The sequence below is a fragment of the Nannocystis exedens genome, assembly GCF_002343915.1.
In the GTDB taxonomy this organism is placed as follows: domain Bacteria; phylum Myxococcota_A; class Polyangia; order Nannocystales; family Nannocystaceae; genus Nannocystis; species Nannocystis exedens.
The window spans coordinates 1255106-1268197 of record NZ_NETK01000001.1 but is presented as its reverse complement, the minus strand read 5'-3'; the positions used below and the strand labels follow the sequence as shown (position 1 = coordinate 1268197).

Here is a 13092-nt window from a genome sequence, read left to right as displayed (position 1 = left end):
CGCTACGCCTGTTCCGTGAGCTCGCACTTCACGCCGCGGGCGCGCATCTTCACGCAGCGCTCGACGGCCGTCTTGCTGCCCTCGACGTCGCCGCGCTCCTTGCTGAGCTCGGCGAGCAGGGCCCAGCCCTGCGCGGTCGGCATGAGGTCGCCGTCGCCGAGGCCCTTGAGCAGGTCGTAGGCCTCGGCGCGGCCGCTGGTCTGGCGGGCGAGGGCCTCGGCCAGCTCGGCGGTCTGCGCGGGCGTGGGCTGGTCTCCGGCCTGCAGCCGCAGCGCGAGCACGGCCCAGGCGATCGCGGCGTCCTTGCGGCTCTGCGCCGCGCCGCCGAGGTCCATGCCGATCGCCACCGCGCCGCCGCTGCGCGCGACCGCGAGGGCGACGATCCGCTGGGCCCGGCCGTGGAGGTGCGCGCCGGGCCCCTTCATGTGGGCGGCGATCGCCTTGTCGCCGAAGGCCTCGCGGATCGTGCTCACCGCCTTGCGGTACTGGGCCTTGGCGAGCAGCAGCTCGGCCCGCTGGACGTACTCCTGCCCGCTGTCGACGAGCCGGCGCACGGTGTTGCCGCAGGCGTCGGCGACGTTCGGGAGGCTGACGACGGCGCCGGTGACGGCGAGGGACAGGGCGAGGGCGAGTCGGGACATGGCTGACCTCATGGACATGGTGGAAGGGACAGAAACCATGGGGAAGCTTCACAGGGCGCCGCAGCGAGCGGCGCGGGCGACCTCGCGGCCGGCGTCGAGGGCCGCCTCGGCCGTTTGCACCCGGCGGTCGAGGCTCACCAGCGCGCTGTTGCCACGGGCGTGCGCGCCGGCGGGGGCGGTCAAGGTCGAACACGCGGGGGCGAAGGCGAGGACGGGGCGGGGCATCGCGAGGCCGGGGTGCGCGTGGCCACGCGCGGTGATGGGGGTCGATCTGGCGAACGCGCGAGCAAGCGGCGATCTTCCGTCTCATCTTCCTGCGATCGGCGTGAAACTCAAGGCCGTTTCCCGGGCGTTGCTCGGCTCGAACTGGAGGATCGATGTCGCTCTCGCGCCCCTGCACCTTGCTCTGCGGACTGTGGCTCGTCGCCTGCGCCGCGCCGGAGTCCGCCCCCACGCCCGAAACGAAGGCCGCGCCGCCGGCCGCACCCGCGCCCGAAGTGGTGCCGCCGACGATCGCCGCCGTGCCCGAGACGCGGCCCGAGCCGCCGCCCGCTGCCGCGCCGCCGGTCGCCGTCGCCGACGGCAAGACAGGCGTCGCGGCCTGCGACGCCTACGCCGAGCGCTACCGGGCCTGCATCGCCGACAAGGTGCCGAGCCGCGACCGCGACGCGCACACGCGGGCGCTCGAGGCCCAGCTGGCGACCTGGCTGGCGGCCAAGGCCGACCCCAGGCGGGAGCCCGCGCTCGACGGCGAGTGCGCGGCCGCGACCGAGGCCGCGCGGGCGACCACCCGGGTGTTCGGCTGCGTGTGGCGCGACGGCGACGCGCCCGAGCCCGAGGCGCCCAGGCCCGGCAAGGTCCAGCCCGGCGCGGTCGAGACGTCGCGCGCGCGCGGCATCGACATGCTCGGCGACATGTAATCGACGGGTCCGAAGGACAGGCTCGATCGCGCAGGTACCATCGGCTATGTCCATGAGGACAGGCCCTCAAGGACCTGTCCTCGGAGACTGCCGTTCAGATCGCGTCTTTGAGGGCGATGGCGACGCCGACCACGGCGAGGCACATCTCGTCGAGGGTCTCCTCGCCGAGGTGGACGTCCTTCGGCGCGTCGAGGCCCTGCTCGGCCAGCGCCTGGACGACGAACGGGTTCGACATGCTGTTGTTGTAGGTGCAGCGCAGGTACAGCTCGTCGCCGCTGTCGACCCGCGGGACGGCGTCGAGCGGGGCGTCGTAGCTGTAGGCGCGCTGCCAGTTGAAGTCCCAGCCGGGGGTCTGCAGCAGGCACTCGCTGGCCGGCTCGCCGTCGGTGGGGCTGGAGCGCTGGAGGCCGATCAGCATGTCGGTGCCGACGTAGTGCATGTGCGTGCCGACGGCGAACACGCGCAGCGGCGGGACGTCGTTGAGCTTGAACAGCATCTGCTCGACGTGGTGCTCCACGCCGGCGGGGATCCGGAACTCGGGGTAGCCGTTGTCGTCGTGCTCGCTCGGCAAGAGCTGCGGGCCCTCGCTGTTGCCGATCAGCGCCAGCATGCCGACGTACTCGGGGATGGTGTCGCGGATCCGCAGGTCCAGCGAGGTCGCGCTGTCGAGCTCGGGCTTGCCCGTCGGGTGGTAATGGACCTGCATGACGATCCGCGAGCCGGCGACGACCCGCGAGGCGACGTTCGGCGGCATCTCGAACGGGGTCATGCCCGGCGCCCAGGCGGCGATCAGGTTGGCGCTGTTGATGCCGGGGCCGCCGAAGCAGGGGTAGTAGCCGTCCTCGTTGACCTTGTCGGCCGAGGCGCCGCTCTCGTCGACGTAGGCGAGCACGTGGTGCACGACCTGCGGGTTGCCGGCGCTGATCTGGACGGCGTCGATCCAGGTGTCGTCCTCGAAGCCGGGGTCGACGCTGAAGCAGAGGAACAGGTCCTTGTCGCCGTCGATCGAGACGGGGGTGGGGATCTGGACGCGCACGTCGGCGTCGGTCAGCTCGACCTCGGGCGGCTCGGGCAGCGGCGCGGCGGTGGCGGGGTCGCCTGCGGGCGCGCCCTGGTCGACCCACGCGCGCAGCAGCTCGAGCTCGTCGTCGCCGAGCCGCGGGTCGTCCTGCCAGCCGTGCCGCGGCTGACAGTCGTCGGTCTCGTCGGCCAAAAACGGGGGCATCGTGCCGCGCAGGACGGCGTCGAGGGCCGCGACCGCGAACGGCTCGGCGGCCTCGTAGCTGGCCAGCGAGAAGGGAGCGATGCCGCCGTCGATGTGGCAGCCGCTGCACTTCTGCACGAAGAGCGGGGCGATGTGCTGATGCCAGGTGACGGGCTCGGCCTCGGGCGCGCCGGTGGTGGTCGGCGCGTCGGTGCCGGCGGTGCCTGCGGTGGTGTCGGTGCTCGCCGTGGTGGTGTCGGTGGCGCTGTCGAGCCCCGGGCCGGGGTCGCTGCAGCCGAAAGTCGTCACGCACGCCAGCACGACCGCCGCAGGTCCGTACATCTTCTGATGAAGCATCGCTCGTCGACCTCTCACGGGCCTGGGCCCGCGAGATCGAGGGGTACTTCAGCGGCGACGAATTGTCACGGCACGAAAGGTCACGGGACGGTCGCGGCGGGTCCGTTCGCTGCGCCGGCTCCCTGGGCCACGAGAGGCCGTCTCAGGGGTCCTCGACCTCGACCTGGATGCTGGCGAGGGTCCACGTGTTCTGCCCGTGGTTGTGCAGGTGGAACACCACCGGCTCTCCGGCCGCGAGCGCGAAGTCGGCGACCAACTCGACCTCGTAGACCATGGCCTTGCCGGGGATGTCGACCTCGCGCTCGAGCAGCACGTGGTCGCCCGCCATGATCACCGCGTGCGCGGTCGCGGGCTCGGCGGCGACGAGGTCGAAGTGGTAGAGGTTGAGCGAGATCTGCGCCCCCGGCACGATCTCGCGGAGGGTCGGCTGCGTGAACGCGCCGTAGTTGCAGCCGCCCGTGTTGACCTCGAAGCCGGTGACCTCGACCAGCCAGCCGACGCCGAGCGGGCAATTGACGCTGGCCGGTCGGTGGTCGCGCAGCGGGTCGGCGTCCTCCCCGAGCTGCACCCACAGCTGAGGTTTGACGAGGTCGACCATCGTGCCGTCGATTTCGACGACCGAACCGGTGCTGTCGGTGCCGCCACTGCTGGGGCTGCCGGCGTCGCCGCACCCGGACGCCAGCGCGCACGCGAAAAAGAGCCGACGAGAGGTCACGCGGGGACGATAGGTGGTCATGGCGGGACTGTCACGCGGGAGGTTGCGCTACAGTGCGGCCGGTGCGACGCCCGGCTCGCCTCTGGAGCGCCTCCGCGCTCGTGATCGTCCTCGCGGCCTGTCGCCGCGGCGATTCGTCGCAGTCGCCGGCCGGACCCTCGACCGCCGCCCCTCCGGCAAGCCCCGGCGGGTCCGAGGCCGGCGCCGGGACCGGTCCTTCGGGACAGGTGGTGACGACCGGCGGCGAGGCCCTGTCGCCGGCGCTGGCGCTGCGTCGCGCGCAGGGGGTGGCGGCGATGGACGGCGGCCGCCACGACCTGGCCCGCCAGGCCTTCGCCGAGGTGCTCGACGAGGCGCCCGGCAACCTGGCGACGCAGGCGCTGTACGACGCGGCGACCGGGGCGATGCTGGCCGCGCAGTCGCAGGCCGGCGAGCGGTTCGCCGGGCGCAAGGCGACCGTGCTGCCGGCGCCGCCGTGGACGTACACGCTGAAGCAGCCGGCGCCGATTGAGCCGGGGCCGCCGCCGACGCTGTCGCTGGTGTCGGAGACCGCGAACGGGGTCGGCGACGACGGCGAGTGGCTGGCGCGCAACGGGCTGGCGCTGCCGGAGTACGAGGTGCCGAACCCGATGCGCGGCGAGCCGGGGACGCTGCCGCCGACGATCCCGCCGACCTTCGGCAAGTACCTGCTGGTCCAGGCGATCCGCCAGGACGGCTTCACCATCCTGTTCTATGGGTCAGATTACTCGGGCGGCCGGTTCGTCGCGGTCCAGCGCGAGGACAGCGCGGAGATCGTGGCGCTGCTGGACTTCGAGGCCTACGCCCACCCGCCCGGGACGGCCGCGGGCGAGCGGGCGTTCGCGGCCCAGCGCGCGACCTGGGCCGCGCTCGCCGGCACGGTGCTGCTGGTCGGTCACGCCCACCACGCCGACGCCAAGGGCGGCAACGCGTTCATCACCGCGCTCGACCTCGGCAGCGGCGCGCTGCTGTGGCGCAGCGCGCCGCTGGTGGCCAACGCGGCCGACTTCGTGGTCCACCGCGGCCACGTCATCACCGGCTACGGCGCCGGCGCCGAGCCGGGGTATCTGTACGTGCTCGACGCGGTGACCGGCAAGACCGTGAGCAAGACGCGCGTGAAGAGCGGGCCCGACTACCTGTTCCTGCAGACAGGTCGACTGCTGGTCCGCTGCTACGACACCGACTACGTGTTCGAGCTGCGCCACGGAGGAGCCTGACGATGGCCGGGTTCTTCGCCGACGACGGGAAGGGCGCGCTGCGCCGGGCGATCGAGGCGTTCGAGGCGGGCACCGCCGCCGAGCTGGTGATCGCGGTGCGGCCGGCGTCCGACCGCTACGCCCACGTGCCGGCGCTGGTCGGCGGGCTGGCGGCGGCGCTGACGCTGGCGTTCCTGCTGTACGGCGAGCCGGAGTTCGGGCTGCACTGGTTCCTCGTCGACCCGCTGCTGGTCGGGCTGATGGCGGCGTGGCTGGTCCGCCACAGCCACGCGCTGGCGCGCCTGCTGACGCCGCGGGCCTGGCGCGACGAGGCGGTGCTGCGCGCGGCCAAGGCCGGCTTCCTCGACCACGGGGTGATGGAGACCCGCGCCCGCACCGGCGTGTTCGTGTACGTGTCGCTGACCGAGCGCGCGGCGGTGGTCCTGGCCGACGTCGGGGTCCGCCGCGAGGTCCCGCGCGCGCCGTGGGACCAGGCGGTCGCCGGGCTGCAGGCCGCCGTCGCCGCGGGCGCCCGCGCGACCGAGCTGGCGCCGCACCTGCAGGCCCTCGGGGCGCTGTGCGCCGACGCGCTGCCGCGCGGCGAGGACGACGTCAACGAGCTGCCCGACGAGGTGCGGGCATGAAGGACATGTCGAAACGGGCATGTTCCCGAGGGCATGGCGTAAAGGGCATGTCCGGCAAGACATGGCCGAAGGCGCTGGCGCTCGTCGCGGCGGCGGTGCTGCTGGCCCTGGCGGCCGAGGCGGCGGCGCGCCCGGGCGGCGGCCACAGCTACTCGGGCGGCGGCGGCGGCGGCAGCAGCTTCGGCGGCGGAGGCGGCGGGGGCGGCGACGGCGGGGCGATCCTCTACCTGCTGGTGCGCCTGCTGTTCGAGGTGCCGCAGCTCGGGGTGCCGCTGCTGATCGTCGTCGGCGTGGTCGTCTACTACCACTACCGCAACGACCAGCAGCGCCAGGCCGACGAGACGTGGGACAGCGCGCCGACGACGGCGGCCCACGCGGTCCGCCGCGGCGACCTCGGATCGATCCGCCGGCTCGACCCCGACTTCTCGGCGGTGCTGTTCACCGACTTCGTCTACGCGCTGTACGCCCGCGTGCAGGGGGCCCGCGGCGACGCCAAAGCGATGGAGGCGCTGGCGCCGTACGTCGCGCCCGACACCCGCGAGGCGCTGATGAAGCGCGAGCCGGCGGGGGTGCCGATCCGCGGGGTCGTGATCGGGTCGATGCAGGTCGAACGGGTCCAGCTTCCCGCCGGGCCCGACGGGATGATCGAGATCGAGGTCGCGTTCGAGGCCAACTACAGCGCGGCGCTGCCGGAGGGCGAGCGCGGGTTCTACGTGCGCGAGGCGTGGCGGCTGCAGCGGCGCGCCGACGCCAGGAGCCGCACCCCCGAGACGGTGACGGCGCTCGGCTGCCCGAGCTGCGGGGCCCCGTTCGAGCGCAGCGACACCGGCGCGTGCCGCTTCTGCGGCCAGCAGGTCGAGGGCGGGCGGTTCGACTGGACGGTCCACCACGTGCGCGTGCGCAGCCTCGAGTCGCGCCCGCCGCCGCTGACGCACCACGCCGAGGAGGTCGGCACCGACGACCGCACCCTGTTCATGCCGGGCATCCAGCAGGCCCACGCGGCGCTGATCGCCGAGGACCCGACGACCTCGCCCGAGCGCATCGACCAGCGCGTGCGCACGATCCACGCCGAGCTGAACGCCGCCTGGACCGCGCTCGACCTCCGCCGCGTGCGCCCGTACGTGTCCGACTCGCTGTTCAACTACCTGCAGTACTGGATCGACGCCTACCGCGCCCAGGGGCTGCGCAACGTGCTGGCGAACCCGGAGGTGCTGCGCCTGGTGATCGTCAAGCTCGAGCGCGACCGCTGGTACGACGCGCTGACCGTGCGCGTGTGGGCCCGCAGCATCGATTACACCGCGCGCATGAACGGCGACCACGTGTCGGGCAGCACCCGGTACCCGCGCACGTACAGCGAGTACTGGACGCTGATCCGCGGGTCCAAGGTCCGCGGCGCGCCGGCCAGCAACGTCAACTGCCCGAACTGCGGCGGGCCGCTCGATCGCGTCAACATGGCCGGCGCGTGCGAGTACTGCGGCGCTCACCTGACGCGCGGCGAGTTCGACTGGGTGCTCAGCAAGATCGAGCAGGACGAGGCCTACGCCGGATAAGACGAGATGCTCGCGCACGCCAAGAACTTCGCCCGCAACACCTTCCTCGCCGGGGTCTTCGCCGCGATCCCGCTGGTCGTCACGGTGTTCGTGCTGTGGTACGTCGACCACCTCACGCGCGAACCTTTGAAGGAGTTCGCCGGCATCGACGTGCCGTTCGCGGGGGTGGGGCTGGCCCTGGTCGGGATCTTCGCGCTGGGCCTGGTCGTGCGCAGCCTGGTCGGCCGCTACGTGCTGGCGGCGATCGACCGGCTGCTGCTCAAGGTGCCGGTGCTGGCCGAGCTGTACAAGGCGTGGAAGCAGATCTCGCTGACGCCCGGCGGCAGCAGCGGCATCTACTCCAAGGTCGTGCTGGTGCGGCTCGACGGCGACGCGTGGCACCTCGCGTTCACCAGCGGCGAGCCGATCGGCGCCGGCACCGACGCCGTCTGCGTGTTCGTGCCGACGACGCCGAACCCGATGGTCGGCCGATTGCTGTTCGTCCCGCTGTCGCGCTGCCGGTCGACCTCGCTGGCGGTCGAAGAGGTGTTCAAGTTCTTGCTGTCGGGCGGCAACTACGTGCCGGAAGAGGTCGCCGCCGCCGCCCGCGACGGCGCGCCGGCGAGGCCTCCGCCGTCCGTCCCCGACGCATAGTGGGGCTGGATCCACCTTTCGCCCGGGGTCATCGACGCATCTGCAGATCTGCGTCTGGAGGCCTTTATCGGGCAGATCTCGGGTGAATGCGACGTCTGCACGATCGTCGTCGCGGCTGCGCGCCGCGTCACGAACGTGCGACGGAGGTGAATAAAAGTCACGCTGCGGCGAAACCCGCGCGTGGGCTCGAACACGCGGAGGGCATGATCCAAATGTCGTGATCGGCCAACCGTCCGGGGAGCCCGCGGCGGGCGAGCGGCCGCGAAAAAATGCGGATTTGTTGCGTGGTCCGAGGCCGCTCAGTATGGCTAAACTGTCGATATGAACACGAACTTAGCGCGTTATTGGGCACTCTCCGGACTTGCGCTGCTCAGCCCCGCGCTGGCCGGATGCGGTGACGCCACCAACGTGGCGACGGGCACGGACACGGACACGACGACCGGCGACACGACCACCGGACCGACCACGTCGACCACCGCGCCGACGACGGACACGCCGCCGACGAGCACCTCCGAAGTCACCGACTCGGGGATGACCGAGACCGGCACGACGACCACGTCGACCACGGACGTGACGACGTCGACGACGAGCACGACGAGCGACACGACCACGACCGAGGGGACGGCGTCGTCGACGACGGAGATGGTGGGGGAGACCACCAACGACATGTGCATGACGATCCTCTGCGGCGAGCCGGCCCAGTGCTGCGCCGCCGGCGAGGAGTGCGTCGACGGGGCCTGCCTCCCCGAGTGCCCGAGCGGCATCCGCTGCGGCGAGGACAAGTCGGTCTGCTGCGACGCCGGCGCGGTGTGCCTCGGCGACGTGTGCGAGCAGCCGGCGGGCGACTGCCAGGACTCGTACGACTGCGACCCGGGCTTCTACTGCGAGCCGATCTTCAACCAGTGCCTGCCGCAGCCCGACCCGCTCGACTGCGAGGTCGTGCCGACGTTCGACGACATCGACGTGCAGCTCGAGTGGGCGTGGACGACCAACGAGGTCATCACGCTGCCCGTGATCGCCGACGTCGACGGCGACGGCGTGCCGGACGTGGTGGTCAACACGACCCGCATCGACAACATGGCGGGCAGCTACCCCCTCGGCGAGATCGTGCTGATCGACGGCGCGACCGGGCAGGAGAAGTGGCGCATCAACCACAACCCGGCGATGATGAAGTTCGGCTCGCACGGCCGCGCCTCGATCGCGGTCGCCGACGTGAGCGGCGACGGCCTGCCCGACATCATCTACGCCGGCCGCGAGGAGGGCGCCAGCCACATCTCGCCGATCCACGCGGTGGACGGCATGGGCGCGCTGCTGTGGACGGCCCGCACGTCGAACAACCAGGTCGCCAAGGTCCGCATCGAGAACGGCGCGGCCACGGTCGTCAACCTCGACTCCGACCCCGAGGCCGAGATCGCGTTCGGCGGCACCATCATCGACGACGACGGTCTGATGGTGTGGAACCAGCCGTGGGGCCCCAACAACCAGCCGTGGGGCGCGATGTACGGCACGCCGATGAACGGCAACACGCCGATCTACCCCGGCGGCGTGGCGACCTTCGCCGACCTCGACGGCGACAACAAGCCCGAGCTGGTGACCGGCCGCGAGGCGTGGAAGATCGAGTGGGTCCCCGGCAACCCGCCGTCGGTGACGATGACCCAGTTCTGGTCGAACAAGAACAACCCGGTGGCGAGCCACAACAACGACGGCTGGCCGTCGGTCGCCGACCTCGACGGCGACGGCAAGCCCGAGGTGGTGCTGGTCGCGTGGCCGGCGATCCGCGTGATCAACGGCCAGACCGGCCAGCTGTGGTGCGGCGTCGACCCGACCGACGCGATGTGCCAGCAGAACCCGGCCCTGCGCACGCAGCCGATCCCGATCAAGGGCACCAACCTCGGCGGCCCGGCCACCATCGCCGACTTCGACGGCGACGGCCGGCCCGAGGCGGGCATCGCCGGCGGCGTGGCCTACGCGGTCTACGACTTCAACCGCTCGGGTGAGACGGTGGTCAAGCTGCCCAACGACCCGATGCCGGCGGCCGGGGCGATGTACGCCCGCTGGACCGCGACCATCCAGGACAACTCGTCGGCCGCCACCGGGTCGTCGGTGTTCGACTTCCAGGGCGACGGCAAGGCCGAGGTCGCGTACCAGGACGAGTGCTTCGCCCGCGTCTACGACGGCGCGACCGGTGCGGTGCAACTGCAGATCATGAACTCGAGCGCGACGATCCACGAGTACCCGCTCGTGGCCGACGTCGACGGCGACGGCAACTCCGAATTCGTCGTGGTCGCCAACTTCGCCGAGGCGAAGAACGTCACCGACTGCCAGGCCAAGACGCCCGGCTTCACCGCGCGCAAGGGCGTGTTCGTCTACGGCGCCGGCGGCGACAACTGGGTCCCGACCCGCAAGGTCTGGACCCAGCACACCTACCACGTGACCGACGCCGACTCGGCCGGCAACCCGCCGATGTCCGAGGAGGCCAACTGGACGGTCGGGGGCCTCAACAACTTCCGCCAGAACGTGCAGGGCGAGGGCGTGTTCAACGCCGCCGACCTGACGATCTCGGTGGCGGCCGACCTCAACCAGTGCTCCGAGGAGCTCGTGCTGGTGGCGACCATCTACAACGAGGGCACGCTCGGCATCTCCGCCGGCGTCGATGTCTCGTTCTACGAGGGCGTCGACAACACGGGCGTGAAGCTCGGCACCAAGCCGACCGCGGCGTCGCTGCTCCCCGGCGCGTCGACGCAGGTGACCTGGACCGTGCCCGGCCCGACGAAGGACAACAAGAAGAACTTCTTCGTCGAGATCGATCCGGGCATCAACAACGGCCTGGTCCAGGAGTGCAAGGAAGACAACAACGGCGCGCTCGTGACCGAGGCGTTCTGCCCCGAGGCAGGCTAGTCGTCACGGCATCGTGACCCGCGGGGCCGGTCGGCGCAGCGCCGATCGGCCCTTCGTCGTTTCGGTCACGTTTCGGTGGCAGAATCGCCGAGCGCGCGCTGCGCGCTTTACAAGCCCGGGGTCGGTTGCTACGTAGGTTCGCCTTGGATCGCAGCGCCTACGACAAGCTGTTCGAGCTCGAGAAGCGCCACTTCTGGCGGATCGGCCGTCGCCGCGTGATCCTCGATCAACTGCAGCGCTGGGCGCCCGAGGGGCCGCTGCGGATCCTCGACGTCGGCGGCGCGTGCTCGCTGATCTCGCAGGAGATGACGCGCTTCGGCGAGGTGACGGTGGTCGAGCCCGACCTGCCGACGGCCGAGTTCGCGGCGCGCGAGCTCGGCCTCGACGTGCGCCCGGGCAGCCTGCCGGACGACCTGCCGGTCGAGGGCCTGTTCGACGTGGTGACGCTGTTCGACGTGCTCGAGCACATCGACGACGAGGACCCGGCGATGGCCGCCGTGGCCCGACTGGTGCGCCCCGGCGGGCTGCTGCTCGTCACGGTGCCGGCCCTGCCGATCCTGTGGAGCGACCACGACGTGTCGGTTCACCACCGCCGCCGCTACACCAAGGCGACGCTGCGACCGGTGCTCGAGCGCGCCGGCTTCCGCCTGGAGCGGTTGTCGTACCACACCTGCCTGCTGTTCCCGCTCGTGTTCGCCCAGCGCGTGGCGAGCCGCCTGCGCGGCCTCAAGGCCAAGCCCGAGTACGACGTCCGCGTCCCGGCCGCGCCGCTCAACCAGGCGCTGCTCGCGGTGATGGAGGCCGAGCGGAGGCTGCTCCGCCGCGTCGACCTGCCGATCGGCTCGTCGCTGGTCGCGGTCGCGTTCCGCGAGTGAGGCGCGGCGAGTTGAGATGTCCGCGAGGACATGCCGCAGGAGGCATGTCCTTCAGAATATGTTCCCAAGGACAGGCGCACGAGGACATGTCTTGAAGAAGGCGCGGGCCGTCGCGCGGCTTAAACGCGACGAGCGCGACGATGGCTCGTCGCGCTCGCGCTGGGCCGGGCCGGCCCCTCAGAAGCGGGCGGTGAGGGTCAGCTGACCGCCGCCGAGGCGGCCGCCGGCGTTGAGGTTGGTGTTCTTGGCCACGCGGACGCCGTACTCGTTGAGGACGCGGTTGCGGTACTTGTCGCGGTGGTACTGCACGGTGCCGACGATGCCCATGATGAGGCCGAGGCCCTGCAGCGAGCCGGACACGGCCAGCGAGAAGTCGTCGGTGGCGTACTTGGCCTGCTCCATCGCCAGGAACGGGCCGACGACCGGGATGAACATGTTCTCGGCCAGGTCACGACAGCGGCCGGGCTTGTTCATGCCGGGGCAGCGGTCGTACAGGTCGGCCGCGTTGCTCGCCGTGATCAGGTAGCTGACGCCGAACAGCACCCAGCCGGTGACCATCAGCCCCTTGCGCGGCGGGGGCGGGCGCTTGATCGCCGGCGGCGGAGCGGCGTGCGACGGCCGCGAGACGACGCGGGTGACGATCCGCGGCGGGGGCGGGGGCGGGGCGTAGCGGCTCTGCGGGTAGCGCTGCTGCGGCGGCGCGACGTAGACGGGCGCCTGCGGCGGCGTCGTGCGGGTGTTGGTGGTGACCGTCGGCGTCGCGTTCGAGTTGCTGTTCGAGTGGGTGTTGGTCGCGATGTCGGCGCTGCTGGTCGGCGAGGCGTTGCCCTGCGGCTGGGCCTGGACCTGGATCTGCGGCTGCACGAGCACCTGGATCTGCGGCTGCATCACCGTGCTGCCGGGCGGCACGTTGAGCGGAGCGGCACCCGGCGCGGCCAAGGTCTGGCTCTGGCTCTGCGGCCCGGCGACGCTGCCCGGCGGGGTGGCCTGGGTCTGCGCGCCCGGGGCCTGGACTTGCGTGTTCACCGGGGCGACCGGCGTCTGCCCGGGGATGGGCTGGGCGAGGGACTCGCCGCCGGGGTCTTGCATGCCGAGGAGCGGGACGCTGCGCGCGTAGGGCGACGCGATGGCGGCCGACGGCAACAACAACGACGCGGCGAAAATGGGAGTGGCGACGGAGACGAGCAGACGAGACCGCAACATGACGTGGCTACCTCGAACGGGATGGCTTCAAGATTGGCAGATGCTCCACGTGCCGACCAGTCGGAAAAGTCAAATATTCCGACCCGCGTCGGTCGCCCGGCGCAGAATTCCCCGACGCCGATCGGACGCGCTCCGGCGCGCCGTGGAATGCGCGACGAGCGGCCTACCGGCCCGCTGTGGGGCGGAAAACGTCGTTCGAACTCGAGCCTGGGGTCGGGTGTCGACAGCGCGAGTTCGG

General features: G+C 71.7%; 12 protein-coding genes. 7 read left to right on the top strand and 5 right to left on the bottom strand.

What is annotated here, in order from left to right; all coding sequences use genetic code 11:
* Window positions 1–2 precede the first annotated feature (2 nt).
* Both NAEX_RS52755 and NAEX_RS52750 read right to left on the bottom strand, forming a co-directional pair.
* Window positions 3–641, bottom strand: coding sequence for a hypothetical protein (locus tag NAEX_RS52755; protein ID WP_143140778.1), 639 nt, complete (start codon window positions 639–641; stop codon window positions 3–5).
* 48 nt (window positions 642–689) lie between these two features.
* Complete coding sequence (locus NAEX_RS52750) at window positions 690–866, bottom strand: hypothetical protein (RefSeq protein WP_170135466.1); 177 nt, start codon at window positions 864–866, stop codon at window positions 690–692.
* A gap of 152 nt (window positions 867–1018) precedes the next feature.
* On the opposite strand from NAEX_RS52750, the gene NAEX_RS04900 reads away from it, so the two are divergent.
* Window positions 1019–1561 carry a hypothetical protein gene (locus NAEX_RS04900; protein WP_096326362.1) on the top strand — a complete coding sequence of 181 codons (543 nt, stop codon included), beginning with the start codon at window positions 1019–1021 and terminating at the stop codon, window positions 1559–1561.
* A 94-nt stretch (window positions 1562–1655) separates the two neighbouring features.
* On the opposite strand, the gene NAEX_RS04895 is transcribed toward NAEX_RS04900, so the two are convergent.
* Both NAEX_RS04895 and NAEX_RS04890 read right to left on the bottom strand, forming a co-directional pair.
* Window positions 1656–3122, bottom strand: coding sequence for a hypothetical protein (locus tag NAEX_RS04895; RefSeq protein ID WP_096326361.1), 1467 nt, complete (start codon window positions 3120–3122; stop codon window positions 1656–1658).
* A 142-nt stretch (window positions 3123–3264) separates the two neighbouring features.
* The gene (locus NAEX_RS04890) at window positions 3265–3837 is read right to left on the bottom strand and encodes a hypothetical protein (protein WP_100793132.1); all 573 of its coding nucleotides are present in this window, start codon (window positions 3835–3837) and stop codon (window positions 3265–3267) included.
* A 62-nt stretch (window positions 3838–3899) separates the two neighbouring features.
* Here NAEX_RS04890 and NAEX_RS04885 point away from each other — a divergent pair, with 62 nt between their 5' ends.
* The 6 genes from NAEX_RS04885 to NAEX_RS04855 all read left to right on the top strand — a co-directional run bounded on the left by NAEX_RS04885 (window position 3900) and on the right by NAEX_RS04855 (window position 11651).
* The gene (locus NAEX_RS04885) at window positions 3900–5072 is read left to right on the top strand and encodes a PQQ-binding-like beta-propeller repeat protein (protein WP_143140779.1); all 1173 of its coding nucleotides are present in this window, start codon (window positions 3900–3902) and stop codon (window positions 5070–5072) included.
* A gap of 2 nt (window positions 5073–5074) precedes the next feature.
* Entirely contained in the window at window positions 5075–5695 is a 621-nt protein-coding gene (locus tag NAEX_RS04880) for a hypothetical protein (protein WP_096326358.1), read from the top strand.
* Between the two features lie 47 nt (window positions 5696–5742).
* Window positions 5743–7245 carry a TIM44-like domain-containing protein gene (locus NAEX_RS53680; RefSeq protein ID WP_096326357.1) on the top strand — a complete coding sequence of 501 codons (1503 nt, stop codon included), beginning with the start codon at window positions 5743–5745 and terminating at the stop codon, window positions 7243–7245.
* A gap of 6 nt (window positions 7246–7251) precedes the next feature.
* Entirely contained in the window at window positions 7252–7878 is a 627-nt protein-coding gene (locus NAEX_RS04870; protein ID WP_096326356.1) for a DUF502 domain-containing protein, read from the top strand.
* Between the two features lie 321 nt (window positions 7879–8199).
* A complete protein-coding gene (locus NAEX_RS49620) occupies window positions 8200–10776 on the top strand; it encodes an FG-GAP repeat domain-containing protein (RefSeq protein ID WP_170135465.1) in 2577 nt (858 codons plus the stop codon).
* Between the two features lie 143 nt (window positions 10777–10919).
* Entirely contained in the window at window positions 10920–11651 is a 732-nt protein-coding gene (locus tag NAEX_RS04855) for a class I SAM-dependent methyltransferase (protein ID WP_170135464.1), read from the top strand.
* Between the two features lie 177 nt (window positions 11652–11828).
* On the opposite strand, the gene NAEX_RS04850 is transcribed toward NAEX_RS04855, so the two are convergent.
* Complete coding sequence (locus NAEX_RS04850) at window positions 11829–12854, bottom strand: hypothetical protein (RefSeq protein ID WP_143140780.1); 1026 nt, start codon at window positions 12852–12854, stop codon at window positions 11829–11831.
* Window positions 12855–13092 lie beyond the last annotated feature (238 nt).